At 66.1% G+C, this 25,417-nt stretch carries 24 protein-coding genes; 15 read left to right on the top strand and 9 right to left on the bottom strand.

Going from position 1 to position 25,417, the window contains the following annotated elements; genetic code table 11:
• The first annotated feature begins 4 nt into the window (after positions 1 to 4).
• From RE429_RS13045 to RE429_RS13055, 3 genes are all read left to right on the top strand, one after another.
• A complete protein-coding gene (locus RE429_RS13045; RefSeq protein WP_414474192.1) occupies positions 5 to 1,267 on the top strand; it encodes a threonine ammonia-lyase in 1,263 nt (420 codons plus the stop codon).
• A 9-nt stretch (positions 1,268 to 1,276) separates the two neighbouring features.
• A complete protein-coding gene (locus RE429_RS13050) occupies positions 1,277 to 1,762 on the top strand; it encodes an RDD family protein (RefSeq protein ID WP_414471189.1) in 486 nt (161 codons plus the stop codon).
• Positions 1,763 to 1,864: 102 nt separating this feature from the next.
• Complete coding sequence (locus RE429_RS13055) at positions 1,865 to 2,611, top strand: arginyltransferase (RefSeq protein ID WP_414471190.1); 747 nt, start codon at positions 1,865 to 1,867, stop codon at positions 2,609 to 2,611.
• A gap of 270 nt (positions 2,612 to 2,881) precedes the next feature.
• Here the strand turns inward: RE429_RS13055 and RE429_RS13060 are convergent, their stop codons facing one another.
• The gene (locus tag RE429_RS13060) at positions 2,882 to 4,285 is read right to left on the bottom strand and encodes an MFS transporter (RefSeq protein ID WP_414471191.1); all 1,404 of its coding nucleotides are present in this window, start codon (positions 4,283 to 4,285) and stop codon (positions 2,882 to 2,884) included.
• A 101-nt stretch (positions 4,286 to 4,386) separates the two neighbouring features.
• Here RE429_RS13060 and RE429_RS13065 point away from each other — a divergent pair, with 101 nt between their 5' ends.
• Positions 4,387 to 5,046, top strand: coding sequence for a helix-turn-helix transcriptional regulator (locus RE429_RS13065; RefSeq protein WP_414471192.1), 660 nt, complete (start codon positions 4,387 to 4,389; stop codon positions 5,044 to 5,046).
• 36 nt (positions 5,047 to 5,082) lie between these two features.
• Here the strand turns inward: RE429_RS13065 and parC are convergent, their stop codons facing one another.
• Together parC and recO are read right to left on the bottom strand one after the other, a co-directional pair.
• Entirely contained in the window at positions 5,083 to 7,329 is a 2,247-nt protein-coding gene (gene parC / locus RE429_RS13070) for a DNA topoisomerase IV subunit A (protein ID WP_414471193.1), read from the bottom strand.
• A 67-nt stretch (positions 7,330 to 7,396) separates the two neighbouring features.
• Positions 7,397 to 8,128, bottom strand: a complete 732-nt coding sequence (recO, locus tag RE429_RS13075) for a DNA repair protein RecO (protein WP_414471194.1) — start codon at positions 8,126 to 8,128, stop codon at positions 7,397 to 7,399.
• Positions 8,129 to 8,322: 194 nt separating this feature from the next.
• Between recO and RE429_RS13080 the strand changes: the two genes are divergently transcribed.
• Positions 8,323 to 10,203: an OmpA family protein gene (locus tag RE429_RS13080; protein ID WP_414471195.1), complete on the top strand. Its 1,881-nt coding sequence runs from the start codon at positions 8,323 to 8,325 to the stop codon at positions 10,201 to 10,203.
• Between the two features lie 63 nt (positions 10,204 to 10,266).
• Here RE429_RS13080 and era read toward each other — a convergent pair whose 3' ends face one another.
• The 5 genes from era to RE429_RS13105 all read right to left on the bottom strand — a co-directional run bounded on the left by era (position 10,267) and on the right by RE429_RS13105 (position 14,024).
• Entirely contained in the window at positions 10,267 to 11,181 is a 915-nt protein-coding gene (gene era / locus RE429_RS13085) for a GTPase Era (protein WP_414471196.1), read from the bottom strand.
• Complete coding sequence (gene rnc, locus RE429_RS13090) at positions 11,168 to 11,878, bottom strand: ribonuclease III (protein WP_414471197.1); 711 nt, start codon at positions 11,876 to 11,878, stop codon at positions 11,168 to 11,170. The genes era and rnc overlap by 14 nt, the downstream gene beginning before the upstream one ends.
• A gap of 3 nt (positions 11,879 to 11,881) precedes the next feature.
• Entirely contained in the window at positions 11,882 to 12,661 is a 780-nt protein-coding gene (gene lepB, locus RE429_RS13095; RefSeq protein WP_414471198.1) for a signal peptidase I, read from the bottom strand.
• A 176-nt stretch (positions 12,662 to 12,837) separates the two neighbouring features.
• Positions 12,838 to 13,269, bottom strand: coding sequence for a holo-ACP synthase (gene acpS, locus RE429_RS13100; protein ID WP_414471199.1), 432 nt, complete (start codon positions 13,267 to 13,269; stop codon positions 12,838 to 12,840).
• Entirely contained in the window at positions 13,266 to 14,024 is a 759-nt protein-coding gene (locus RE429_RS13105) for a pyridoxine 5'-phosphate synthase (RefSeq protein ID WP_414471200.1), read from the bottom strand. Before RE429_RS13105 ends, acpS begins: the two co-directional genes overlap by 4 nt.
• A gap of 426 nt (positions 14,025 to 14,450) precedes the next feature.
• Between RE429_RS13105 and rpsF the strand changes: the two genes are divergently transcribed.
• From rpsF to radA, 7 genes are all read left to right on the top strand, one after another.
• Positions 14,451 to 14,852 (top strand): 30S ribosomal protein S6, encoded by a 402-nt coding sequence (rpsF, locus tag RE429_RS13110; protein WP_414471201.1) that lies wholly within the window; start codon positions 14,451 to 14,453, stop codon positions 14,850 to 14,852.
• A gap of 2 nt (positions 14,853 to 14,854) precedes the next feature.
• Positions 14,855 to 15,106, top strand: coding sequence for a 30S ribosomal protein S18 (gene rpsR, locus RE429_RS13115; RefSeq protein ID WP_160883627.1), 252 nt, complete (start codon positions 14,855 to 14,857; stop codon positions 15,104 to 15,106).
• A 130-nt stretch (positions 15,107 to 15,236) separates the two neighbouring features.
• Entirely contained in the window at positions 15,237 to 16,199 is a 963-nt protein-coding gene (locus RE429_RS13120) for a DUF2232 domain-containing protein (RefSeq protein ID WP_414471202.1), read from the top strand.
• Between the two features lie 25 nt (positions 16,200 to 16,224).
• Positions 16,225 to 16,788: a 50S ribosomal protein L9 gene (rplI, locus tag RE429_RS13125; RefSeq protein ID WP_414471203.1), complete on the top strand. Its 564-nt coding sequence runs from the start codon at positions 16,225 to 16,227 to the stop codon at positions 16,786 to 16,788.
• A gap of 474 nt (positions 16,789 to 17,262) precedes the next feature.
• The gene (locus tag RE429_RS13130; protein ID WP_414471204.1) at positions 17,263 to 18,756 is read left to right on the top strand and encodes a replicative DNA helicase; all 1,494 of its coding nucleotides are present in this window, start codon (positions 17,263 to 17,265) and stop codon (positions 18,754 to 18,756) included.
• Positions 18,757 to 18,800: 44 nt separating this feature from the next.
• Complete coding sequence (gene alr / locus RE429_RS13135) at positions 18,801 to 19,916, top strand: alanine racemase (protein WP_414474193.1); 1,116 nt, start codon at positions 18,801 to 18,803, stop codon at positions 19,914 to 19,916.
• A complete protein-coding gene (gene radA / locus RE429_RS13140; protein ID WP_414471205.1) occupies positions 19,916 to 21,316 on the top strand; it encodes a DNA repair protein RadA in 1,401 nt (466 codons plus the stop codon). The genes alr and radA overlap by 1 nt, the downstream gene beginning before the upstream one ends.
• A gap of 30 nt (positions 21,317 to 21,346) precedes the next feature.
• Here the strand turns inward: radA and RE429_RS13145 are convergent, their stop codons facing one another.
• The gene (locus tag RE429_RS13145) at positions 21,347 to 21,733 is read right to left on the bottom strand and encodes a YybH family protein (protein WP_414471206.1); all 387 of its coding nucleotides are present in this window, start codon (positions 21,731 to 21,733) and stop codon (positions 21,347 to 21,349) included.
• Positions 21,734 to 22,105: 372 nt separating this feature from the next.
• Here RE429_RS13145 and RE429_RS13150 point away from each other — a divergent pair, with 372 nt between their 5' ends.
• The 3 genes from RE429_RS13150 (at position 22,106) to RE429_RS13160 (ending at position 25,162) form a co-directional block, all read left to right on the top strand.
• Entirely contained in the window at positions 22,106 to 22,717 is a 612-nt protein-coding gene (locus tag RE429_RS13150; protein WP_414471207.1) for a CvpA family protein, read from the top strand.
• A gap of 112 nt (positions 22,718 to 22,829) precedes the next feature.
• Positions 22,830 to 24,317 carry an amidophosphoribosyltransferase gene (purF, locus tag RE429_RS13155; protein WP_414474194.1) on the top strand — a complete coding sequence of 496 codons (1,488 nt, stop codon included), beginning with the start codon at positions 22,830 to 22,832 and terminating at the stop codon, positions 24,315 to 24,317.
• Between the two features lie 101 nt (positions 24,318 to 24,418).
• On the top strand, positions 24,419 to 25,162 hold the full coding sequence (locus RE429_RS13160) for an SDR family NAD(P)-dependent oxidoreductase (protein WP_414471208.1): 744 nt from the start codon (positions 24,419 to 24,421) through the stop codon (positions 25,160 to 25,162).
• Positions 25,163 to 25,417: the final 255 nt, after the last annotated feature.

Raw genomic sequence — 25,417 nt, forward strand, 5'->3', positions numbered from 1 at the left:
TATGATGGGAAAACCGGAGGAAGCCGTGGCCGATTATGCCATCACCCTGCAGGACGTGGAGCGCGCAGCCGACACCGTTCGGGGCCAGGTCCTGCGAACGCCTCTGGTGCCTGCGCCGCGCCTTTCCCAGATCACGGGCGCGAACGTCTGCGTCAAGCACGAGAACATGCAGCCCACCGGCTCCTTCAAGGAGCGCGGCGCGGTCAACAAGCTGGAGAGCCTGGCGCCCGAGGAGCGCCGGCGCGGCGTGATCGCCATGTCGGCGGGCAACCATGCCCAGGCCGTGGCCTACCACGCCCGGCGCCTCGGCATCCCGGCCGTCATCGTCATGCCGGAGAGCGCCCCCCTGGTGAAGGCGGAGAATACCCGCTCCTACGGCGCGCGCGTGGTGCTGTTCGGCGAGACGCTCTACGAGTCCGCCGCCAAGGCGCGCGAGATCGCCGAGGCCGAGGGGCTCGTCTTCGTCCATCCCTACGACGACCCGAAGGTCATGGCCGGTCAGGGCACCATCGCGATGGAAATGCTGGCCGACGCGCCCGATCTCGACCAGATCGTCGTGCCCATCGGGGGCGGCGGCCTGATCTCGGGAATCGCCGTCGCCGCGAAGGCCCTGAAGCCCTCCATCGAGATCGTCGGCGTGGAGGCCGCCCTCTACCCGTCCTTCACGAACGCGATCCGCGGCGAGGAGCGCCCCATCGGCGGCGCGACGCTGGCGGAAGGCATCGCGGTCAAGACCGTGGGCCAATTGCCGCTGCCGATCGTTCGGGATCTCGTTCCGGACATCATCCTTGTCGAGGAGCCGCTGATCGAACGCGCGGTCAACGCCTATGCCACCCTCCAGCGGACCATGGCCGAGGGCGCGGGCGCGGCGGGACTCGCCGCCATGCTGGCCGAGCCTAAGCGCTTCGAGGGCAAGCGCGTCGGCCTCGTGCTCTGCGGCGGCAATATCGACGCCCGCATCCTCGCCTCGGTCATGGTGCGCGAACTGGAGCGGGACGACAGGATCGCCTCCTTCCGGATCACCTCCCATGACAGGCCCGGACTCCTGGGCCGCGTGGCGAGCCTTCTCGGGAATCTGGGCGCCAACATCCTCGAAGTCTCCCACGGCCGCCTCTTCCTCGACGTGCCCGCCAAGGGCGTTTCCATCGACATCACTATCGAAACTCGCGACAGACAACATACATTGGAGGTATTCGAGGCCCTCAAGGCGGAGGGCCTCGCACCGCGACGGATCGACTCGCGCGGCCTGTCCGAGACCGCCTATTGAGGAAGCAACATGGTCAATCGGCCCTACCCGCCGACCATCGACTACAACACGTTCCCGGCGGATAGCCGCCTGACGGACGGCGTGATCGCGCGCCGGTTCTGGGCCTATCTCATCGACCTGCTCGTCATCGCGCTCTGGGTCGTGCTGATTTCCATCGGCATCTTCTTTCTCGGCCTCATCACCCTGGGGCTCGGCTGGGGCCTGTTCTTCGCCCTGCCCCTCACGGCGCTGATCTTCATCGTCTACAACGCGGTGACCATCGGGGGCCCCAATCAGGCGACCGTCGGCATGCGTACCATGGGCCTGCGCGTGATCGACCCGTCCACGGGCCGCCGGGTCTCGATGCTCGCGGCCGCCGTGCACGCGCTCTTCTTTTACGTCGCCATCTCGACCTTCCTGCTCTGGGCCTGCGACGTGCTGGTCGGCTTCATCCGCAACGACGGGCGCTTCATCCGCGACCTGCTCACGGGCATGATGATCGTCCGCAGCGAATAGCGGGCTGCGACACCTGCTCTCTTTTCCTGGACGGGGCGGGCACCAATGTTATCCTTGGAGCGTTGAATCAGCGCTCAAGGTTTCTCCACAAGGCTTTCCGGCTTGACGAGTCACTCCCGCGACGCCCCGCAATTCTATCTGACCTCCCCGTCCGTCTGTCCTTACCTGCCGGGCAAGGAGGAACGGAAGGTCTTCACGCATATCGTGGGGCGGCGCGGTCGCGAGCTGAACGAGATCCTCACTCAGGGAGGCTTCCGCCGCTCGCAGACGATCGCCTATCGTCCGGCCTGCGACACCTGCAGAGCCTGCGTGTCCGTCCGCGTCCTCACGGGCGAATTCGAGACCTCGGGCAATCTGAGACGCGTGCTCAGGAACAACGCCGACCTGATCGGCAACGAGATGGCGAACCGGCCCAGTTCTGAGCAATACGCGCTCTTTCGCCGCTACGTCGATGCCCGTCATGCCGATGGCGGCATGGCCGACATGTCGGTGCTCGACTATTCCATGATGGTCGAGGACAGCCACGTGGACACGCTGCTGATCGAATACCGCCGCCGCGGAATCGACAGCGGCATCACCGGGAGGGGCGAGGGCGACCTCATCGCGGTCGCCCTCACCGACGTGATGAGCGACGGCCTGTCGATGGTCTATTCCTTCTACGATCCGGACCGTCAGGACCGCAGCCTCGGCACCTTCATGATCCTCGACCACATCCGGCGCGCCAGGGCGAAGGGATTGCCGTATCTCTATCTCGGCTACTGGGTCGAGGGCTCGAAGAAGATGGGCTACAAGGCCCGCTTCACCCCCCAGGAACGCCTCGGCGCCCATGGCTGGGTGCGGGTGGGCTAACGCATCGTGCGCAGAAGTGGACCCGGTTTTTCGCAGCAAGCGATGCGCTCTTTCGAAGAAGGGAGCATCGGATGCAATCCCAAAAGTGGCTTCCACTTTTCACGTCCGATACCCTAGGCGGCGCACGCCTCCAGGGATGCCATGTGGCCGCGATCGCCGCCAGATTGGAGAACGGCGCCGGCGAGCATGGCCCGGTGCCGCCCGAGAGGCAGAACCCGACCGAGACGACGGCGGTACGGCGGGCTGATCTCGCCGCCACCGCATGCCCGATCAGGCTGCGCCGTCCGTCGAAGTGGCCGCCACCCGGAGGCTCACCAGCCATGCGCCGACGGCCATGACGGCGCTCGCGGTGAAGACCGCGACCATCGCAGGCGCGAGGATCTCCGGCGCGAGGTTGCCGTCGAACCCGGCGGCCTGGGCCACGATCCCGGCCGTCGCGGCTCCGATGGCGTAGCCGGCGGATTGCGTCGTCGGCACCAGGCCGGAGGCGAGATCCTGCTCTCCCGGCCGGGCGGACGTCATGATCGCCTGGCTGAGAAACGCCCAGCTGACGCCGAACCCGCAACCGATGGCGATCTGCGCTCCGATCAGAACCCACGGCAGCCCGGACAGAAGGGCGAGGGCCGCGCCCGCAAGGCCGAGAACCAGCAGCAGCGGCCCCGATCGGACGAGCCGGCGCGGCCAAGGCGCGCGGTTCACGAATGACACGGCGAATGCCGCCGCCGACCAGGACAGCGCCATGAGAGCGGACACGAAGCCCGCCTCGGTCGGGCCGTAGCCCCAGAGCCGCTGTAGGGACAAGGGCAGGTACACGGAGGTGGATGCCTGCGCCACCGGCATGAGAAGCGCGATCCACAATCCGGCCCCGACCGTCGTGGCCAGCGAGAAGGCGTCGCTCGGAAACAGACGGTGGCGGCTGCGCCGGTCGAAAAGGACGGTGCCCGCCAGCGTGGCGATGGCCAAGCCCACGAGTCCCGCCGTCAGCCACCATTGCGACTGCAGCCCCGCGACGGCGATCAGCATGATTCCGGCCGCGATCGCGGACAGGCGCCCGAGCGGCGGCATTCCCTTCGCGGTGCCGCCCCGTCCTCGCGGAATGATCGCAAGGACGAGCCCCATGAAGATCAGAATGAGAGGGACGTTCATGAGAAAGGCGGCACGCCACGACCAGGTCTCCGTGACGAAACCGGCCAGGAGCGGGCCGCCGAAGGCGCATCCCGCCCAGGTCACCGCGATCAGACCGAAGAAGCGCGGCACCAGGCGCGGCGGCAGGAACTCCGCCACGAGAACGTAACAGGCGGCCGCGATGATCCCCTCTCCGAGCCCTTGCAGCGTTCTGCCGACGAGGACCGTGATCATCGAGGATGCTTCGCTCGCCAGGAGCGTGCCCGCCAGAAAGACGATGGCCGGCCCGATGAGCAGCCGACGCGCACCCAGTCGGGACTTGAGGAAACCGGCCGAGGCGCCCCCGACGATGGCGGCCACCAGATAGACCGTGAAGGCCCAGCCGATGAGGGCTGCGCCGCCGAGTTCGATCACGGCCGAAGGCAGGGACGTGGAGACGAGGAAGCTGTTGAGCGCGTAAATCCCCTCCCCCAGGCAGAGGGTCAGGATGAGCACCAGGGCGTTCGGGAAAAGAGCGGCGGGCAGCCGATCGTCTCTGACTTCATCCATGGCGCGGGATCCAGCGTTTCGAAAAGGGGCCACTTTCTTTAGCCAAGTCTATTTAGAAAGTCATTGCTTGTTTTATTCGGCAGGCGCGCTAGGCTTGGTCCATGAACAATCGCCCTTCCGATCGCCTGCTCCATGCATTGAAGGCTCACGGGCCGCAATCCGCCTCCGCGCTGGCTCAGACACTGGGGACGACGGCGGTCGCCATGCGCCAGCAGCTCGACCGCCTCCATGCCGCCGGGCTCGTGGCCTATGACGACGAAAGGCTCGGGGTCGGCAGGCCCAAGCGCCGCTGGTCGCTCACGGACAAGGGACACGGGCGCTTTCCCGACAATCACGCGGGCCTGACGGTCGAGATCCTGCGCGGCGTCGCCGATGTCTTCGGGCCGGAGGGCCTCGACCGGCTGATCGCCCGACGGGAGCGGGACGTCCTCGCGCTTTACGGCGCCCGCATGGCCGACAGGGCAAGCCTGGCGGAACGCGTCGCGACGTTGGCGGATCTTCGCAGCCAGGAAGGCTACATGGCGTCCTGGTCGCGGGAGGCGGACGGCAGTTTCCTCCTGATCGAAAACCATTGCCCGATCTGCATCGCGGCGACGGCCTGCCAGGGCTTCTGCCGGTCCGAGCTCGCCGTCTTCTCGGCCGTTCTCGGGCCCGGCGCGGACGTTCGCCGGGAGGAGCACCTTCTCCACGGAGGCCGCCGCTGTACCTATCGCATCGCCCCCCGCAAGGGGGATTCCGCACCGGAAGCGACGGGCCCATAACGAAAGGCCCGCCTTCCGGCGGGCCTCATCGTCATGTCATTCCCCGAACCTGTTGGATTTCGGGAAGCCTTTCGGCGGAAGGCGTCCGGCCTCGGTGCGGTCGCCCAGCCAGTCGCGCAGGTCCTCTTTCGCCACCGTCCAGGTGCGGCCGGACGTATCCTTCCAGGTGAGGCCTTCCTTCAGGGTGAACACCTTGGCGTCGGACACGCCGCCGTCCTTGTAGCGCTGAAGGCGCACGCCCTTGCCGCGGCTCATTTCCGGCAGCTGCTTCGCAGGGAAGATCAGGAGCTTCCGGTTCTCGCCGATGATCGCAATGTGATCGCCCTCGGCCTCGGTGCAGACCACCATGACGGCCGGAGCATCGAGGTTGAGAATCTGCTTGCCCTTGCGCGTATTCGCCGTGACGTCGTCGGCCGGTACGATGAAGCCGCGCCCGTCGGACCCCGCCACGAGCAGTTTCGAGCCCGCCTTGTAGGGGAAGGCCGCGATGAAATCCGCCCCCTCCTCCAGGTCCACCATGAGGCGGATCGGATCGCCGAAGCCGCGGCCGCCGGGCAGCTTCGACGCGTCGAGCGTGAAGAAGCGTCCGTTGTTCGCCACCACGATGATCTTGGACGTAGTCTCGGCGAAGAAAGCCGTCTTGAGTTTATCGTCGCCCTTGAACTGCACCGAGGAGACGTCCTCCTGGTGGCCCTTCATGGCGCGGACCCAGCCCTTCTCGGAGACGATCACGGTGATCGGCTCGCGCTCGATCATGGCCTCGGCGAAATCGATGTCGGAGGTGTCGGGCGCGTCGGCGAACGTCGTGCGGCGCTTGCCGAGAGCCGTGTCGGGTCCGAAGGTCTTGCGAACCTCCTTGATCTCGCCGGCGACGGTCTTCCACTGCACCTTCTCGGAGGTGAGGAGCTCCTCGATCTTGGCCTTCTCGTCCTGCAGGTTCTTCTGCTCGCGCTTGAGCTCCATCTCCTCGAGCTTGCGGAGCGAGCGCAGGCGGGTATCGAGGATGGCGTTCGCCTGAACCTCGGTCAGCTTGAAGACGCGCATCAGCTCCGCCTTCGGCTCGTCCTCCTCGCGGATGATTTTGATCACCCGGTCGAGATCGAGATAGACGATGAGCAAGCCGCCCAGGATCTCCAAGCGCCTGTCGATGGCGGAGAGGCGGAAGGTCGAGCGGCGGATCAGCACTTCGCGGCGATGGTCGAGCCATTCGCGCAGGCACTCGGCGAGGCTCAGCACCTTCGGCACCTTGCCGCCGGCGAGCACATTCACGTTCATCGGAACGCGGCTCTCGAGCTCGGTCAGCTTGAAGAGCGATTCCATGAGGATGATCGGATCGACGGTCTTGGCCCGCGGCTCCAGCACCACACGGATGTCCTCCGCCGATTCGTCGCGGATATCGGCGAGCAGCGGCAGCTTCTTCTCCTGAAGCAGCTCCGCGATCTTCTCGATCAGGCGGGATTTCGGCACCGCATAGGGAATTTCGGTGACGACGATTTGCCAGTTGCCCCGGCCGAGATCCTCCTTCTGCCAGCGGGCGCGAACCCGGAACGAGCCGCGGCCGGTGCTGTAGGTCTCGGCCATCGAGGCCGGGCTGTCGACGATGATGCCGCCGGTCGGAAGGTCCGGTCCGGGCACGAACTGCATCAGCTGCTCGGATGTGGCGTTGGGCTTCGTGATGAGATGCAGGGCCGCATCGCACAATTCGGCCGCGTTGTGCGGCGGGATGGAGGTCGCCATGCCGACCGCGATGCCCTGCGAACCGTTGGCGAGCAGGTTCGGGAAGGCGGCGGGCAGCACGACAGGCTCTTCATTGGCCTGATCGTAGGTCTCGCGGAAATCGACGGAATCCTCGTCGATGCCCTCGAGGAGAAGGCGGGCCACCTCCGTGAGCTTCGCCTCGGTGTAGCGCATCGCGGCGGCGCCATCGCCGTCGATATTGCCGAAATTGCCCTGCCCGTCCGCCAGCGGATAGCGTTGGGCGAAATCCTGCGCCATGCGCACCAGGGCGTCGTAGATCGACTGGTCGCCGTGCGGGTGGTACTGACCCATCACGTCGCCGACGATGCGGGCGCATTTCTTCGGCGCGGATTTGGGGTCGAGCTTCAGGAGCCGCATGGCGTGCAGGATGCGGCGATGAACGGGCTTCAGCCCGTCCCGCGCGTCCGGCAGCGCCCGGTGCATGATGGTGGACAGCGCATAGGCGAGATAGCGCTCTTCCAGGGCGTCCTTGAGATTGATGTTCTCGATCTCGCCGCCAGAGGGTGGATTGACCGGCTTACCCATTAATCGAATTCCTCAACTGCGAATCGCTTCTTTATCACCTGGAATGAGAACATAACAGAAACAAACCTTATTCGTCCCCAGCTGTCGCGAGTGCGACGAAACGCGCCCGCTCCTCGGGGGCCCGCTGCCCCTGGGGGTCGAAGACATTCTGATGCAGGAAGAAGTCCGTCAGCGCAAATCCGGCCCGGATCTCGCTCTCGCTCGGCCGGTTGGCCCTGCTTTGGCCGATCAGGAAGCCCGGCAGCGCCAGGAGACGATCCTTGTAGGGCTCCCCTGCCGCCGCGCTGACGGCACGGCCGCTCCGGGGCGAAACATAGACGAGATCCCGTTCGGTGCCCGTGGCGGCGCAGCACGTGAGATCGAGTCCGAAGCCGAGTTCCGCCAGCATGGCGAGTTCGAACCGCACGAAGAGCGCGGGCGCAAGGTCCGGATCGTCCAGGTGGTCCACGAGAACGGTCAGGGTTTCATAGAGGGCGAAATGCGGATCGCGCTCCGGGACGGAGCGCAGCAGATGGGCCAGGGCGGCGAGGCCGTAGAGCGCCATGGACGAGCCCATGAGGCGGGACGCGCGAAGCCTGATGCCTTCGACCTGGAAATTGCCGAGATGCTCGTCGAGGCGCGCCCGCCACGTCGCCTGAACGGTATTGCCGGGCTGGAGCACCGGCTGCAGCGCCTTGGAACGCCCGCCATGGACGAGGCCCGAATGACGGCCATGCTCGCGCGTCATCATTTCGAGAATGACGCTCGTCTCGCCATGTTTGCGGACGCCGAGAACGATGCCTTCGTCGGTCCATTGCATTGGATTCGGCTGCTTTCTGAACGATCTCGGAATGAAGCCCGGATATAAGCATCGAAGGAGCTTTTTTCCATATTTTCCAAGAGCATCGAACGAAAATGTTAAGATATCCTGCAAGACGGCGCGACGCCTAAATTGGAACAAAATGGCCAGCTTAGCATTCACGCCTCTCATACCCCGAAAGTGAATTGAGGATCATGAAGCTTACCAACCTGTTCCTTGCGAGCACTGCCATCCCGCTGATGATGCTGTCGGCGAACGCTTCTGCGCTCCAGCAGCAAAACCCCGCTCCCATCACGGTAGCCCAGGCCGATACGGGTGACCAACCGCAACAGCCGCCCAAGGCAAGACAGAGAGCGCAGGGACAGGACGAGCAGGCTCCTCCGGGCCAGCAGCGCCGCGAGAGGCGCCAGGGCGCGGACGAGGAAGGCGGCCGTCCGCAGCGTCCCCAGCGCGGCGCCCAGGGAAGCGAGTCTCCCGACACCCCGCGCGCGCCCCGCGCCGCCAGTCCGGACCAGGAAGCGCCCGCGACGCCCCGCCGGAGCCAGGAACAGCGTTCTCAGGAGCAGCGTTCGCAAGAGCAGCGTTCGCAAGAGCAGCGCCCGCAACAGCAGCGGCAGCAGGAACAGCGCCAGCCTGCCGAGAAGCCGGCGCCGGCTCAGCCGAGCCAGGCTCCGGCCGAGCGCAGCCAGACCCAGAGCCAGGATCGGAAAGAGGCGCCCGCACGGCCGCAGCGGCCCGATGCGCAGGAGCGTGATCAGCGCCCCGGCGACCGCCAGCGTCCGCAGGCTCCCGATTCCTCCGAGCGCCCGGCCTCGCCCTCGACGACCGCGCCGGCCCCGCAGCGCCGGGACGCGACTCCGGCTCCCCGCCCGGGAGACGAGCAGCGTCAGGAGCAGGATCAGCGCAGAAACCCGGACCAGCGGAGGGATCAGGATCGGTCCAGGACCGAGCCCGCTCCGTCGACACCGCCGCGTACGGCGCCGACCCCGGCTCCGACCGCTCCGGCTCCGACCGCTCCTGCGCCTCGCCCGCAGCCTGCCCCGCCAGCGCCGGCCCAGCCGGCCCCCGCTCCCAGAGCCCAGCCGACCCCGCCGCCCGCGCCGAACGCGCAGCAGCAGACGTCCCCCCAGCAGGCCCAGCCCCTCGATCCGTCGCGGGTGCGCATCGACGATCTGCGCCGCCAGCGCCGCGAGCGCCGGGAAGGTGATCGCGTCATCATCGAGGAGCCCGGCGACCGCACGATCATCCGCGAGGGCAACAGCGTCATCATCCGCCACGACGAGACGGAGCGCTTCCGCCGCATCTACGGAGCGGACGAAGTGCGTGTCGAGCGCCGCGGTCCCGGAGAGGAAACCACCATCGTCCGCCGCCCGGACGGTTCGGAAATCGTCACGGTGCGCGACGAATACGGCAACCTCGTCCGCCGCATCAGGCGCGAGCCCGCGGGCCGCGAGGTGATCCTGATCGACAACCGCCGCAGCGGCATCGGCGCGCGCCCGGGCTACGGCTATGTCGAGGAGGACGTCCTTCGCATGCCGCCGCCTCGGGTCAGCATTCCGCGCGACGAATACATCGTCGAGACGGAACGCGCCTCACCGGCGCAGATCGTGGAAGCCTTCACGGCTCCGCCGGTCCAGCGCATCGACCGCGCCTATACCCTCGACGAAGTCCGCCGCAGCCAGCCGCTGCGCGAGCGCATGCGCCGCGTGGACCTCGATACGATCAACTTCGAGTTCGGCTCATGGGAGCTGCCGCCGGATCAGATCGACGCTCTCGGCGTGATCGCCGACGGCCTGCGCCAGGCCATCTCCCGCAACCCGAACGAGATCTTCATGATCGAAGGCCACACGGATGCGGTCGGCTCGGACGAGGACAACCTCACCCTCTCCGACCGCCGCGCGGAAACGGTCGCGACCATCCTGTCCCAGCGCTTCCAGATCCCCGCCGAGAACCTGACCACGCAGGGCTATGGCGAGCAGTATCTGAAGGTGAACACCCAGGGCCCCGAACGGGAAAACCGCCGCGTCACCCTGCGCCGCATCACCCCGCTGCTGCAGGGCCAGAACCAGCAGTAAAAGACGAAAGCCGCGAGGGTCATTCCCTCGCGGCTCATCGCTAAAACGCAATGCCTTTGCGGCTTAACCCTTGGGGAACTCCAGCCCCATTTCGCGATAGCGTTCGGGGTCGTCGCTCCAGTTCTCGCGCACCTTCACGAAGATGAAGAGATGCACGGGGGCTTCCGCGATTTCGGCGATTTCCTTGCGCGCCGCCTGTCCGATGGCCTTGATGGTCTGGCCGCCCTTGCCGAGAACGATCTTGCGCTGGCTGTCGCGTTCCACGAACACCGTCTGCTCGATCCGCACGGACCCGTCCGGCCGCTGCTGCCACTGGTCCGTCTCCACGGTGGACTGATAGGGCAGCTCCTCGTGCAGACGCTCGTAGATCTTCTCGCGGGTGATCTCGGCGGCGAGCATGCGCAGGGGCGCATCGGAGATCTGATCTTCCGGATAGAGCCAGGGTCCTTCCGGTATCATGGCCGCGAGCTGGCTCCTGAGCCTGTCGATGCCGTCGCCGTTCAGCGCCGAGATCATGAAGGTATGGGCGAACGGCACCATCTCGTTGAGCCGGGAGGCCAGCTCCAGCAGCTTCGAGCGCTCGATCAGGTCGATCTTGTTGAGGATCAGCACCTTCGGACGCTTCAGCTCGGGCAGCCTGGCGAGAATGGCTTCCGCCTCCTCGTCGATCCCCCGGCGCACGTCGAGCAGGAGCGCGACCACGTCCGCATCCCCTGCCCCGCCCCAGGCCGAAGTGACCATCGCCCGGTCGAGGCGGCGCTTGGGCTTGAAGATGCCGGGCGTGTCCACGAAGACGATCTGCGTATCGCCTTCCATGGCGATGCCCCGCACCAAGGCGCGTGTCGTTTGCACCTTGCGCGACACGATGGAGACCTTGGAGCCCACGAGCGCGTTGAGCAGCGTCGACTTGCCCGCATTGGGCGCGCCGATGAGGGCGACGAAACCGGCTTTCGTCGTGACCGGCTCAGGATGTTCCATGCTCTTCCTCCGTCCAGACGCCCTCTCGGAGGAGAAGGCTCCGCGCCGCCGCCTGTTCCGCGATGCGCTTCGATGTACCGTGCCCGAACTCGGTGTCGGCGCCCTTGACCCTGACCATCACCCGAAACTTCGGCGCGTGATCGGGTCCCGTCTGCTCCGCGACCGTATAGGTCGGCGGCGGCAGGCCCCGTCCCTGGGCCCATTCCTGCAAGGCGCTCTTGGGATCCCGGAGGGAGCGCCGGGGCGCTTCCAGCAGGCCCTTGAAGCTGCGCTCCACGAGCCCCTTCGCGGCATCGTAGCCGCTGTCGAGGAAGACCGCGCCGATGATCGCTTCGCACACATCCGCCAGGATGGTCGGGTTGCGGCGCTCGCCCGAATGCGCTTCGCCCGCGCCGAGCTTGAGGTAGGGCCCCACATCCCAGGCGATGGCGATCTCGGCACAGCTTTCGCGGCGCACCAGTTCCGCCAGGCGGCGCGAGAGCTCGCCCTCTGGGGCCGTGGGGAAGATGTCGTAGAGCATCTCCGCGACGGCGAGGCCGAGCACGCGATCCCCGAGGAATTCGAGGCGCTGATAGCTCTTTCCGCCGCCCTTCGGGGCGCTCACATGCGTGAGCGCCTCGTCGAGAAGTTCAGGCTTCAGAAACCGGTAGTCCAGCTTCTTCAGCAACGGGTCGTGATTCGGTTTGCGACGGGTCACGGCTTAATGAATCCGCTCGAAAAGGCGATTCCAGCGGATGTGCTGCGGCCAATCCCAGAACCGCCACAGGGACGCGCCCTCGTCGATGGAGAAGAAGATGATCTCCGCGCGGCCGACGAGATTTTCGGCCGGGACCTGGCCGACATTCGCCTCGTCGCGCGAGTCGGTCGAGTTGTCCCGGTTGTCGCCCATCATGAAGTAATGGCCGGGCTGCACCGTGTAGATGTCGGTGTTGTCCCAGTAGGCCCGGTCGCCCTTCAACTCGATGATGTAATGGCTGGTGCCTTCCGGGAAGGTTTCCTTGTAGCGCGGGACGGCGGTGGGGCGGCCGTATTCGTCCACCGTCTTATAGTCCTCCACGCGCTCGCGATGGACCGGCTGCCCGTTGATATTCAGAACGCCGCCGATCATCTGGATCCGGTCGCCGGGAAGGCCGACCACGCGCTTGATGTAGTCGGTCGAGTTGTCCTTGGGCAGCTTGAACACCACGATATCGCCGCGCTTCGGATCCGAGCCGAAGATCCGGCCGGAGAACAGGGGCGGGCTGAAGGGCATCGAGTGCTTCGAATAGCCGTAGGCGTATTTGGACACGAAGAGATAATCGCCGATCAGCAAAGTCGGGATCAGGGAGCCAGAGGGAATGTTGAAGGGCTGGAACAGGACCGTGCGGACCACCACGGCGATGAGGAGAGCCTGGATGATGACCTTGATGGTCTCCCAGAGGCCCTCTTCTTCCTTCTTCTTCACGCTTCTACCCGTGCTGTGCTTGGCGTTGTCGCTCACTTGAATCGACCTATGCTCGAGGAATGTCGCGGCCAAAAAGCCGCCCTTCGTTGTCTGCTGCGGCAGTCGAGAGCGGTTTGCACTTCGTCCGGAAGTGCAAACCGCTCTCGAGGCTTATCGAGCCGCATGGCTTCGGAGCCGGCATGGCTGCCCGTCTCGTGGCCCCATGCTCTAGCCTATGGCGGGTGCTGCCGCAACGCGCCCGTCCCGGCAACCGGCCGTGCTTCGATCACCACGAAGGCCTGCGCCAGAGGGGGATCGTCCGTCAAGGAGACGTGGATCACCGGCTCGTAGCCCTGCGGGGTCATGGCCCTGAGCCGATCGAGGGCTCCCCCGGACAGGCGCAGGGTCGGGCGGCCGCTCGGCAGGTTCACGACCTCCATGTCGCGCCAGAACACGCCATGGCTGAGGCCGGTTCCAAGGGCCTTGGCACAGGCCTCCTTGGCGGCGAAGCGCCGGGCATAGGACGGTGCGCGCGCGGCGCGGCGGTCGCTGCGCGCCCGTTCGCCTTCCGTGTAGATGCGATGCGTGAACCGGTCCCCAAAACGTTCGATGGACCGTTCGATCCGGCGAATGTCGCAGAGGTCCGATCCGATTCCGAGAATCATGCGGGCACCTGTGCCCGGCCCTCGTCCATGGCGGCGCGCATGGCGCGGACCGCCTCGTCGAGGCCCATGAAGATCGCCTCGCCGATGAGGGAATGGCCGATATTCAGCTCCACGATCTGCGGGATGGCCGCGACCGGGCGCACCGAATCGAGGGCCAGACCGTGGCCCGCATGGATTTCGAGACCGAGGCCGGCCCCGTGGGCGGCGGCCCGGCGCAGGCGCTCCAGCTCATGGGCGACCTTGGCCTCGTTCCCTTCCGCAACGGCCTCGCAATAGGTGCCGGTATGGAGCTCGACCACGGGAGCGCCCAGATCGCAGGCGGCCTCCATCACGTCCGTGTCCGGCTCGACGAAGAGCGAGACACGGATGCCCTGGGCTTTCAATTCCTGGATCATCGGACGCAGATGGGAAGCGCCGCCGATGATGTCGAGCCCCCCTTCCGTGGTTCTCTCCTCACGCTTCTCGGGCACGAGGCAGCAGGCATGGGGATGAATGCGCGTGGCGATCCCGAGCATCTCGGGAGTCGCCGCCATCTCGAAGTTGAGCGGCACGAAAAGCTGACGCTTCAGGCGCTCCATGTCCTGGTCGCGGATGTGCCGCCGGTCCTCGCGCAGGTGCGCCGTAATGCCGTCGGCGCCTGCCAGCACGGCCATATGGGCGGCCCTGACCGGGTCGGGATGGATACCCCCGCGGGCATTCCGGACGGTTGCGACATGGTCGATATTGACGCCGAGGCGAAGAGGAGGAGCTTTCATGGAGATCGTTTTAGCCTAGACTCGCTTGTTGACCATATCCTTGCTCCGTCCCGGAGAAGCGATCAATGGCAAATGCTCCATATACCGTCGTGCCCTGCTCAGGGCCGGGCATGGCGGCGGAACCGGACACAGCGGAACACGACATATGCCCGCGACGGCCGGAAAGGCTACCGTCGCCCCATTGCCTTTCCCGCACAAATCGCCTATAGCCCGCGCTTCGCGTTCGCTCCGGCCGGGGGCTGAACGGACGGTGCGGCCTGTCGCACAGGGTCCTTCGGACCCGTCGTCCCGTGTCTCCGCCTTCGACAACCGCTCGGGCCTTGCAGGCTCGAAGGGCTTGGCGCCGATCGGACGCGCGAAACCGGCCTGAACACTTCGCCAAACGTGGTGCGAAGGCCTGATCCTCAAACCTGAGAAAGGCCCATTATGCCTCTCTACGAGCATATTTTCATGGCTCGCCAGGACGTGACACCCCAGCAGGTCGAAGCAATGGTCGACCAGTACAAGGGCGTCATCGAGCAGAATGGCGGCAGCATCGAGAAGACCGAGATGTGGGGCGTGAAGTCCCTCGCCTACCGCATCAAGAAGAACCGCAAGGCGCACTTCACGATGTTCAACCTCAACGCTCCCGCTGCGGCGGTCGCCGAGATGGAACGTCAGATGCGCATCAACGAAGACATCCTTCGCTTCATGACCATCAAGGTCGAAGAGCTCGAGACCGAGCCGTCCGTGATGATGCAGAAGCGCGACCGCGACGAGCGCAAGGACCGCGAGCGCCGTGAGCGCGACGGCGGCGGCTTCGACGGCAACGAAGGCGAGGAGGCTTAATCATGGCATTTGGTGCTGGTGGCGGCGGTGGCCGTCGTCCGTTCTTCCGTCGTCGCAAGACCTGCCCGTTCTCGGGCCCGAACGCGCCGAAGATCGACTACAAGGACACGAAGCTCCTGTCCCGCTACATCTCGGAGCGCGGCAAGATCGTTCCTTCGCGCATCACGGCCGTCTCGGCCAAGAAGCAGCGTGAGCTCGCCCAGGCGATCAAGCGCGCCCGCTTCCTGGGCCTGCTGCCCTACGTGATCCGCTAATTGAGCCTTCGGTGGGCCGTTCACCCGAACGGCCCACCTTTTCGACCTTTCGCCCAGCGGTGGAATTCCGCCGGGTCAGTTGGGGCAAAGAGCCCCTAACCCTGCCGTGAGCAGCGGGACAGCGAGAACCATGAACTTTATCGCAACAGGCATCGGCGCGGGCCTCGTCTCGGCCCTTCTGACAGTGGTGGTGGTCAAGGAGACCATGCTGGCTGTCCTGCTCGCCATGCTTGCGCCGCTCCCCATCCTGATCGTCGCGCTCGGCTGGAACCATCGCTCCGGTCTCGTCGCCACCCTCGTGGGCGGCCTGGCGATTGCGATCTTCACCGCATCCCCCATCAGCGCCTTCGGGTTCATCGCCATCACGGGCCTGCCGGCCTGGTGGCTCGCCTATCTGGCCCTGCTCGGACGCCCCGCCGCCGACGGGACGATGGAATGGTATCCGATCGGACGGCTCCTCGGCTGGGTCGCGGCCACGGCGGCCCTCACCATCGTGGCGACCGGAATCATTTCCTCGGGGGCCGATTACACGGCCTTCCAGTCCCGGTCGCGGCAGATCTCCTCAGCCTTCGTCAGCATGTTCTTCGAGGCCCCCGACGCGGGGACCGAGGACGGACGCGAGGCTCTCACGGACACGCTGGCGACGATGACGCCGGCCCTGTCGGCCTTCGGCTTCACCTTCTTCATGGGCCTCTATCTCTGGCTCGCCGCGAAGGTGGTCTCCGCCTCCGGACGCCTGCCGCGTCCCTGGTCGCCCGTCCCCGGGCTGTCGATGCCGCGCGCCATTCTCTGGGCCCCCATCCTGGCTTTCGTCCTGATCCAGTTCGAAGGCTTCGTCGGCGCCCTCGGCTATGCGCTGTTCGGCGCCCTCCTGATGGCCTTCACCCTCCAGGGCCTCGCCGTCATCCACGAGCGGACGCAGGGCAAGCCGGGACGCGGCTTCATTCTGGCGGGCCTCTATGCGCTGCTGTTCCTCACGCAGGGCGTCATGGTCACGGCCCTGTCTCTCTTCGGCCTCGCCGACACGATCTTCGGCTTTCGGCGCCGCTTCGGCGGAAACAGGCCGAAACATCCGCCGACCCTTTCAACCTGATCACGAACATTAAAGGAGAAAACCGATGGAAGTGATCCTTCTCGAGCGCGTCGCAAAGCTCGGCCAGATGGGCGAGACCGTCAAGGTTCGCTCGGGCTATGCCCGCAACTTCCTCCTGCCGCGCGGCAAGGCTCTGCGCGCCACGGAGACCAACAAGAAGCATTTCGAGCAGCAGCGCGCCCAGCTCGAGGCCCGCAACCTCGAGCGCCGCAAGGAAGCCGAGGTCGTGGCCGAGAAGCTGAACGGCCAGAGCTTCATCATCCTGCGCCAGTCCGGCGAGACGGGCGTGCTCTACGGTTCGGTCTCCACCCGCGACCTCGCCGAGGTGATGGCGGAGAACGGCTTCACGGTCGACCGCAACCAGATCGTCCTCAACACGCCGATCAAGACCCTCGGCCTGCACAGCGTGCCGGTCTCCCTCCATCCGGAGGTCGAGGTTTCGGTCACGATCAACGTGGCCCGCAGCCCTGAGGAAGCCGAGCGCCAGGCTCGCGGCGAGGCGGTCACCACCCGCGAAGAGACCAACCTCGACGACCTCGGCCTCGAGGTCGGCGCGGCACTCGCCGAAGCCGGCGACGTCGAGCTCTAAGCATCGGACCCAAAAGTGGAATCCACTTTTGGGATCAATCCGATGCTCCCGCTATAGAACAGCGCATCGTTCTCGCGAAAAACCGGATCCACTTTTTCGCACGATGCGCTAGGGAGCTTCGACCGGCAGCCCCTCTCGCCTCCTTCCGTCGAGGGAGGAGGGTCAGGGTGCGACGACCCGCCGGAACGGTCCATGACGACAGGCGAGGCGGGAGCTTGGCGGAAGCCTTGCTCTGGTTCTCGTTTTGTTCCAAAATGGCGCTTTCCATCGATTCGATGGGGAGCGCCTTTTTCGTTGGGTTCTTCCTGCACCGGAGAGTCAAGCCGAATGAGTCGCGAGGCGATGGCCATGTGAGTATTGAGGACAGTGAGGACAGGTGCCCCGAGTCCCGTCTTTGTGTTCGAAGAGCAACCTTTCGGACACGAATTCGGGTCTAAGACCAACAATCCCCTTCCCCCGTTTTCGGAGCGCCAGATGGCCACCGCCAATGCCCTCATCGCCCGCTTAGAAAATGCCGAGCCGCAGTTTCGCACTCCTCCCAGCAACCTCGAGGCCGAGCAGGCCCTGCTGGGCGCCATTCTGGTCAACAACGACGCCTATTACCGCGTCTCGGACTTTCTCGAGGCCGAGCACTTCATCGAGGATCTGCACCGGCGCATCTACGAAGTCGCCACGAGCCTGATCAAGGCCGGCAAGGTCGCGACCCCGATCACGATGAAGACCTTCCTGGGCGATCAGGATCTGGGCGGCGTCACCGTCTCGCAATATCTCGCCCGCCTCGCGGCGGAGGCCACCACGGTCATCAACGCCGAGGATTACGGCCGCACGATCTATGACCTCGCGATCCGCCGCTCTCTCATCAACATCGGCGAGGACCTGGTGAACACGGCTTTCGACGCCCCCGTCGACAGTTCGCCCCGGGACCAGATCGAGGAGGCCGAGCGGCGCCTTTACTCCATCGCCGAAACGGGCCGCACCGACGGCGGCTTCCAGCGCTTCTCGGACGCGCTGACCGCCGCCATCGACATGGCGGCGGCCGCCTACAAGCGCGAGGGCGCCCTGTCGGGCATCTCGACCGGGCTCATCGATCTCGACAAGTCCCTCGGCGGCCTCCAGTCCTCCGACCTGATCATCCTGGCGGGCCGCCCGGCCATGGGTAAGACCTCGCTGGTGACGAACATCGCGTTCAACATCGCCAAAGCCTACAAGGCGGAGAAGCAGCAGGACGGGACCCTGAAAACCGTGAACGGCGGAATCGTGGGCTTCTTCTCCCTCGAAATGTCCGCGGAGCAGCTCGCCACCCGCGTCATCGCCGAGCAGGCGGGCGTGCCCTCCTACAAGATCCGCCGCGGCGACATGCGCGAGGACGATTTCTACAAGATCACCGAAGCCGCCCGGGAAATGCAGTCGATTCCCTTCTATATCGACCAGACCGGCGGCATCTCCATCGCGCAGCTCACCGCCCGCGCCCGGCGTCTCAAGCGCCAGCGCGGTCTCGACCTTCTCATCGTCGACTACCTGCAGCTCCTCTCGGGCTCGTCCAAGAAGGGCGAGAACCGCGTCCAGGAACTGACCGAGATCACCACCGGCCTGAAGGCGCTCGCCAAGGAACTCGCCGTTCCGCTCATCGCGCTGTCCCAGCTCTCGCGCCAGGTGGAATCCCGCGACGACAAGAGGCCGCAGCTCTCAGACCTGCGTGAATCGGGCTCCATCGAGCAGGACGCCGACGTGGTCATGTTCGTTTACCGCGAGGAGTACTATCTAAAGAACAAGGAGCCGAAACCCGGCACCGAAGAATACTTCAAGTGGCAGGCGGAGATGGATCAGATCCACGGCAAGGCCGAAGTCATCATCGGCAAGCAGCGTCACGGCCCCACGGGCACCGTGCAGCTGGCCTTCCAGGCCGACATCACCCGCTTCACCAACCTCGCAGACGAAGACAAACTTCCCGATCGGATCGGCGATTGACCAGGACAGAACAGACCACCCCCGCCGGGCGCATCCCCGACGACATGGCCGGCGGGCTCCTTCACATCGACCTCGCGGCGCTTAGGCGAAACTGGCGCAGCCTGCGCGACCGGGCAGGCGGCGCGGAGGCTGCGGCCGTGGTCAAGGCCGACGCGTACGGGACCGGCATCGATGAGGCCGTGCCCACCCTGGCGCAGGCGGGCTGCCGCACGTTCTTCGTGGCGCATGTGAGCGAGGCGATCCGCGCCCGCGCCGCGGCGCCCGATTCGATCGTCTACGTGCTGAACGGCCTGTTTCCCGGCACGTCGCAGGCCTATGCGCAGCATGATCTGCGCCCGGTCCTCGGCTCGTTCGAGGAGATCGAGGAATGGGCGGCCTTCTGCCGCTCGCAGGGGCGCCGATACGCCGCCGCGATCCATGTCGACACGGGCATGAACCGCCTCGGCCTCACCGTCCCTCAGGGTTTGAGCCTCAAGGACCGCGCCGAACTGAAGGATTTCGAGACCGCGCTTCTCATGAGCCATTTCGTCAGCGCGGAGGAGAGTGACAACCCGATCAACGATCGCCAGATCGACGCCTTCAGGGCCGTGCGCGAGACGCTGCCAGGGGTGCGCGCTTCGCTCGCCAATTCGTCCGGCATCTTCCTGAAGCAGAAGCCGCATTTCGACCTCGTGCGTCCGGGCTACGCCCTCTACGGCGGCAACCCAACGCCCGATCTCGTCAATCCCATGAGCGCGGTCGTTGAGCTTCAGGCCCGCATCGTGCAGCTGCGCTGGGTCGAGGCCGACGACACGGTCGGCTATAACGCGCGCTGGCTCGCGCTCGGACGGCGGCGGATCGCCACGCTCTCGGTCGGTTATGCGGACGGCTATCCGCGCTCGGCAAGCGCGCGCGGAACGAGCGGCGAGGAGCTGCTGGCGGGCCGGGTTCTCGTGGCCGGGCGCCCATGCCCCTTTGCGGGCAACGTCTCCATGGACCTGATCACGGTGGACGTGACCGAGATTCCGGAAAACGACCTCAGGCGCGGCGACACCGTGACCATGATCGGCGGCGCCCTCGCGATCGACGAGGTCGGCCGCCGCGCAGGCACCATCGGCTACGAAATCCTCACCAATCTGGGCCGCCGCTACGCGCGCACCTATCGCGGGACGCAGGGTTGATGGCCAAGCGTCACCCGTCTTTCGTCTGCCAGGAATGCGGTGCGGTCTACAACCGCTGGAAGGGCAAGTGCGAGGCCTGCGGCGGATGGAACACCATCGTCGAGGAAGCGGGCTCCGCGAGCCCCATGTCGGGACCCGTCGCAACACGCCCCTCGCGCGCCAAGGGCCGCATCTTCCCGCTCGAAGGGCTCTCCGGGGAAACCAAGGAAGCGCCCCGTACGCCGTCCGGAATCGCGGAGCTCGACCGGGTGACCGGCGGCGGTTTCGTGCACGGCTCGATCATCCTGCTCGGCGGCGATCCGGGAATCGGCAAGTCTACGCTGCTCATGCAGGCTTCCGCCGCCCTCGCCAACCGCGGCGAACGCGTGGCCTATATCTCGGGCGAGGAAGCGGTCGGGCAGGTGCGCCTGCGCGCGGAACGGCTCGGCCTCGGCCTGTCGCCGGTGGAACTCGCCTCGGAGACCAATGTCGAGGATATCGTGGCCACCTTGAGCCAGGGCCGCCCGCCCGCGCTCGCGATCATCGACTCGATCCAGACCATGTGGACCGAGACGGTGGAATCGGCGCCCGGCACGGTCACCCAGGTGCGGGGCTCGGCCCAGGCGCTCATCCGATTCGCAAAGACGACCGGCACCGCCGTCATTCTCGTGGGCCACGTCACCAAGGACGGACAGATCGCCGGTCCCCGCGTCGTCGAGCACATGGTCGACGCGGTGGTGTCGTTCGAGGGCGATACAGGCCATCATTTCCGCATCCTGCGCGCAGTGAAGAACCGCTTCGGCCCCACCGACGAGATCGGCGTCTTCGAGATGTCCGATCAGGGCCTGCGCGAGGTTCCCAACCCCTCCGAGCTCTTTCTCGCCGGGCGCGACATGGCGACCGCCGGTACGGCCGTCTTCGCCGGCATGGAAGGCACGCGCCCGCTTCTCGTCGAGATTCAGGCGCTCGTCGCCCCCTCCTCCCTCGGGACGCCGCGCCGGGCCGTGGTCGGCTGGGACCAGAGCCGCCTGTCCATGGTGCTCGCGGTCCTCGAGGCCCATGGCGGCCTGAAGCTCGGCATGCACGACGTCTATCTGAACGTCGCGGGCGGCCTGCGGATCACCGAGCCGGCGGCGGATCTCGCAGCAGCCGCCGCCCTCGTGTCGTCCCTGTCCGGCAATCCGCTGCCGCCCGACACGGTGTATTTCGGCGAACTGGGCCTCTCCGGCGCGATCCGGCCCGTGGCCCAGGAGCAGGCCCGGCTGAAGGAAGCGGCCAAGCTCGGCTTTTCCGGCGCAGTCTCCCCGGCGCCGCGCATCGACAAGAACAAGCCGGAGAAGCTCCCGCTCGCCACCTCGTCGATCGGCCACATCACCGATCTGGTCGCGGGAATCGCAGCCCGCCGGCGCAGGGCGTCCTGAAACCTCTTCCGGCGGGAGAAGCAGCCGCCGTCAGCAGCGCACCGTCAGGAGATTCGCGTCGCGGGCGAGCCGCCACCGGCCGTCGGGCTCCTTGCGCAGAAGCGTGAGGGTGTGCCCCGACCGGCGCAAAGGCTCCTTGGCGTCCGGAGGCGTGATCGTCATGTCGATGCGGCATCGCATGAACGCCCAATCGCCGGTCACCTGCAGTTCCAGGATGTCGCTCGTTCCCTCGAGGCGCATTCCGTCCATGCTCCGCGAGGCGGCCGCGAAGGCCTCCCGGCCGAACGGGTCCCGGCCCGGAACCATGAAGACCACGTCCTCGGTCATCAGGGACAGGACCTTTTCGACATCGCCCTCCATGCTCGCCGCCATCCACGTCGCGACAAGCTCCCTGATGGCCTTCTCGTCCTCCGTCATGCTCAGCCTCCGGCTTGGAACACCATGTGCGCCGCCCCGACCGCCGAGATCGAGACCCCACGGCGAAGCGTCCATTCCCGATGACGATACCGCTCAAGCCGGGCCTTAGGCCATCCGGTCTAATTGACCTCTCACGGCAATCTTATACGTCTGGATCGAGAACTTTTTGGGCACATATGCGTGCTGCAAGAGTTGACAGTCACTCCTCTCCCCCTGGCCCCGGCGACGTTCGCCGGGGTCTTTTTGCGCCCGCGCTCTTTCAGGGCGCATGCGGGCATGCATAGGGGTGACGAAAGCATCTCTTAAGGCTATACAGCCTGGCCTCGTTCCGCGAATGCGGCCCTTGTCCCTGTTTCTGCGTAGGCTCGGCTCATGCCCTTTTCTGTTCTGGACCTCGTCGTCATCGGAATTGTCCTGATCTCGGCCCTCCTGGCGGCCGTCCGCGGCTTCACCCGCGAGGTTCTGGCCATCGTGGCCTGGGTCGTGGCCGCCGGCGCGGCCTGGTACCTGCATCCCACCGCCCTTCCCATCGCGCAGCAATATATCAGCAGCCACACGGTCGCCCTCGTGGCGGCCATCGGCGGCATCTTCGTGGTCACCCTGATCATCGTGTCGATCATCACGGTCCAGATTTCGGACATGATCCTCGATTCCCGCATCGGAGCCATCGACCGCACGCTCGGCCTCGTCTTCGGAGCCGCCCGCGGCTTCCTGATCTGCGTGATCGGCTGGGCTTTCCTGAGCTGGCTGCTCCAGGGCAAGGAGCCCGAATGGGCGACCGCCTCGAAGACCCGCCCCGCCATGGAGAACACCCGCGACAGCATCATCGCCATGCTGCCGGAGAACGCGGAAGCCCTCATCCAGAGGCTCAAGAAGCCCGCTCCGGAGAACGAGCCCGTGGAGCCGGCCGAGCCCGATCCGCAGCGCGGCGCCGCGCCCGCACCGGCCGCTCCCGCCCCGCAGACGCCGCAGCGCCGGGGGTGAGCCGCTCCCGTTCACTCTTTGAAGAGCGACAGGAAAACCCATTGGCCTTTGGCCTCAGGACGATTACATAGAGGCCGCGTCGGCTAAGGGCGCGGATCCCAAGGAAATCATGATGTCTTCCAGGTCTGAGACGTGGCAGGTCACCCCTAAGAAGGCGGACCTCGACCTCGACGGCGATACCCTGCGTGAAGAATGCGGCGTGTTCGGCATCTGCGGCCATCCGGACGCGGCAGCGATCACCGCCCTTGGGCTTCACGCCCTCCAGCACCGCGGACAGGAGGCGGCCGGCATCGTCTCCTTCGACGGCGACGTGTTCCACTCCGAGCGCAAGCTCGGCCTCGTCGGCGACAGCTTCTCCGACCGGGGAACCATCGAGCGGCTCGCGGGCGTTTCCGCGATCGGTCACGTGCGCTACTCGACCACCGGCGAGACGGTCCTGCGCAACGTTCAGCCCCTCTTCGCCGAACTCGACGGCGGCGGCTTCGCCGTGGCCCATAACGGCAATCTCACCAACGGCCTCACCCTTCGCCGCAACCTGATCCGCGACGGGGCGATCTGCCAATCCACCACGGATACGGAGGTGATCGTCCACCTCGTGGCCCGCAGCCGCAAGGACCGGGTCGTGGACCGCTTCGTCGAGGCGATCCAGAAGATCGAAGGCGCCTATGCTCTCGTGGCGCTCACCAACAAGAAGCTGATCGGCGCCCGCGACCCGATGGGCATCCGCCCGCTTGTGCTCGGAGAACTCGACGGCCGCTACATCCTCACCTCCGAGACCTGCGCGCTCGACATCATCGGAGCGCGCTTCATCCGCGACGTCGAGAACGGCGAATGCGTCGTGATCTCGGACGAGGGCATCGAATCCTTCCGCTTCGCCGAGAAGGTGCCGCCGCGCCCCTGCATCTTCGAATACATCTATTTCGCCCGCCCCGATTCCATCGTGAACGGCCGCAGCGTCTATGAGGTGCGCAAGGGCCTGGGCCGGGAGCTCGCCAAGGAAGCCCCGGCCAACGCGGACGTGGTCATCCCGGTGCCCGATTCGGGCGTTCCGGCGGCTTTGGGCTTCGCTCAGAGCTGCGGCCTGCCCTATGAGCTCGGCATCATCCGCAACCATTACGTGGGCCGCACCTTCATTCAGCCGACCCAGTCGGTGCGCGAGCTCGGCGTGCGCATGAAGCACTCCGCCAACCGCGCCGCCATCGAAGGCAAGCGCATCGTTCTGGTCGACGACAGCCTCGTGCGCGGCACGACATCGGTGAAGATCGTGCGCATGATGCGCGAGGCGGGCGCGAAGGAAGTGCATTTCCGCATCGCGAGCCCGCCGATCACCCATCCCGACTTCTACGGCATCGACACGCCGGAGAAGGAGAAGCTGCTCGCCGCGACTCACGACCTGGAGCAGATGCGGGAGTATATCGGGGCGGATTCGCTCGCCTTCCTGTCCATCGAGGGCATATACCGGGCCATGGGCGAGAAGGGCCGCAACCCGGCGCAGCCGCAATTCACCGATCATTGCTTCACGGGCGATTATCCGACGGCCCTGACGGATCTCTCCGTCGCCACGCCGCGCCGACTCGCCCTGCTGGCCGAAGCGGACTAGACCTGTCCCACTTGCGTGGAGCCGGGTCTTGTCCTGGTTCGACGCATAGTACCGACGACAAACCGGATCTCCTTCGCCGAAACATGCTCTGAGGACGTCTCATGGACAAACCCCTTCTCAACCGCGTGGCGGTCGTCACGGGCGCATCGCGCGGCATCGGCCGCGCGGCCGCCCTGGCCCTGGCCGAGGCCGGTGCGCACATCATCGCGCTGGCCCGCACGCAGGGCGCCCTCGAGAGCCTCGACGACGAAATCCGCGCGAGAGGGTCGTCCGCGACCCTGGTTCCGGTGAACCTGAAGGATCTCGACGCCCTCGACCGCCTCGGGGCCGCGATCTACGAGCGCTGGGGCAAGCTCGACATCCTCCTCGGCAATGCGGGCCAGCTCGGCGAACTGGCGCCGATCACCCATGTCGACCAGCCGGTCTGGGACGAGGTGATGACCGTCAACGTCACGGCCAATTACCGCCTGATCCGCTCCTTCGATCCGCTGCTGCGCGCCTCCGACGCCGGACGCGCGATCTTCCTGACCTCGGGCGCCGCCCATTCCTGCAAGGCCTATTGGGGCGTCTATTCGGTCTCCAAGGCCGCCCTCGAGGCGCTCGTGCGCACCTATGCGGCTGAGACGGCGACCACGCCGGTCAAGGTCATGCTCCTGAGCCCCGGTGCGCTTCGCACCTCGATGCGCCGCGCCGCCATGCCGGGCGAGGATCCCCTGACCCTCAAGACCCCCGAGGACCTTGCGCCCCACATCGTGAAGCTCGCCCTGCCCTCCTGGACCGAGACGGGGAAGATCTACGATTTCAAGCAGGACGGGAAGGTCGTCACGCCGCAAATGCCGGCCTAGAGCATCGGACGCGGGAAGTGGAATCCACTTTTGGGATCGATCCGATGCTCCCTTCTGAGGTGAGCGCATCGTTCCGGCGAAAAACCGGGCCACTTTTTCGCACGATGCGCTGATCGCGCCCTGCGACATATTGGCCGTTTACTGAAGGCAGCCCTATCCGGGCTGCCTTTTTGCTTTCCCGCCGAACCCGTGCGGCGCGCCGGCGCCGGATTCTTCAGCAGAAGTTCATTTTGGCAGCGTTAATCATCGCCGCAT

It is taken from the genome of Microvirga sp. M2 (assembly GCF_047497095.1).
Classification (GTDB): domain Bacteria; phylum Pseudomonadota; class Alphaproteobacteria; order Rhizobiales; family Beijerinckiaceae; genus Microvirga.

What these genes read in the sequence shown, in the direction of transcription:
- RE429_RS13045 (WP_414474192.1), top strand. Translation starts at nt 5, where the DNA reads ATGGGAAAACCGGAGGAAGCCGTGGCCGATTATGCCATCACCCTGCAG.
- RE429_RS13050 (WP_414471189.1), top strand. Translation starts at nt 1,277, where the DNA reads ATGGTCAATCGGCCCTACCCGCCGACCATCGACTACAACACGTTCCCG.
- RE429_RS13060 (WP_414471191.1), bottom strand. Translation starts at nt 4,285, where the DNA reads ATGGATGAAGTCAGAGACGATCGGCTGCCCGCCGCTCTTTTCCCGAAC.
- RE429_RS13065 (WP_414471192.1), top strand. Translation starts at nt 4,387, where the DNA reads ATGAACAATCGCCCTTCCGATCGCCTGCTCCATGCATTGAAGGCTCAC.
- parC (WP_414471193.1), bottom strand. Translation starts at nt 7,329, where the DNA reads ATGGGTAAGCCGGTCAATCCACCCTCTGGCGGCGAGATCGAGAACATC.
- recO (WP_414471194.1), bottom strand. Translation starts at nt 8,128, where the DNA reads ATGCAATGGACCGACGAAGGCATCGTTCTCGGCGTCCGCAAACATGGC.
- RE429_RS13080 (WP_414471195.1), top strand. Translation starts at nt 8,323, where the DNA reads ATGAAGCTTACCAACCTGTTCCTTGCGAGCACTGCCATCCCGCTGATG.
- era (WP_414471196.1), bottom strand. Translation starts at nt 11,181, where the DNA reads ATGGAACATCCTGAGCCGGTCACGACGAAAGCCGGTTTCGTCGCCCTC.
- acpS (WP_414471199.1), bottom strand. Translation starts at nt 13,269, where the DNA reads ATGATTCTCGGAATCGGATCGGACCTCTGCGACATTCGCCGGATCGAA.
- RE429_RS13105 (WP_414471200.1), bottom strand. Translation starts at nt 14,024, where the DNA reads ATGAAAGCTCCTCCTCTTCGCCTCGGCGTCAATATCGACCATGTCGCA.
- rpsF (WP_414471201.1), top strand. Translation starts at nt 14,451, where the DNA reads ATGCCTCTCTACGAGCATATTTTCATGGCTCGCCAGGACGTGACACCC.
- rpsR (WP_160883627.1), top strand. Translation starts at nt 14,855, where the DNA reads ATGGCATTTGGTGCTGGTGGCGGCGGTGGCCGTCGTCCGTTCTTCCGT.
- RE429_RS13120 (WP_414471202.1), top strand. Translation starts at nt 15,237, where the DNA reads ATGAACTTTATCGCAACAGGCATCGGCGCGGGCCTCGTCTCGGCCCTT.
- rplI (WP_414471203.1), top strand. Translation starts at nt 16,225, where the DNA reads ATGGAAGTGATCCTTCTCGAGCGCGTCGCAAAGCTCGGCCAGATGGGC.
- RE429_RS13130 (WP_414471204.1), top strand. Translation starts at nt 17,263, where the DNA reads ATGGCCACCGCCAATGCCCTCATCGCCCGCTTAGAAAATGCCGAGCCG.
- alr (WP_414474193.1), top strand. Translation starts at nt 18,801, where the DNA reads ATGGCCGGCGGGCTCCTTCACATCGACCTCGCGGCGCTTAGGCGAAAC.
- radA (WP_414471205.1), top strand. Translation starts at nt 19,916, where the DNA reads ATGGCCAAGCGTCACCCGTCTTTCGTCTGCCAGGAATGCGGTGCGGTC.
- RE429_RS13145 (WP_414471206.1), bottom strand. Translation starts at nt 21,733, where the DNA reads ATGACGGAGGACGAGAAGGCCATCAGGGAGCTTGTCGCGACGTGGATG.
- RE429_RS13150 (WP_414471207.1), top strand. Translation starts at nt 22,106, where the DNA reads ATGCCCTTTTCTGTTCTGGACCTCGTCGTCATCGGAATTGTCCTGATC.
- purF (WP_414474194.1), top strand. Translation starts at nt 22,830, where the DNA reads ATGTCTTCCAGGTCTGAGACGTGGCAGGTCACCCCTAAGAAGGCGGAC.
- RE429_RS13160 (WP_414471208.1), top strand. Translation starts at nt 24,419, where the DNA reads ATGGACAAACCCCTTCTCAACCGCGTGGCGGTCGTCACGGGCGCATCG.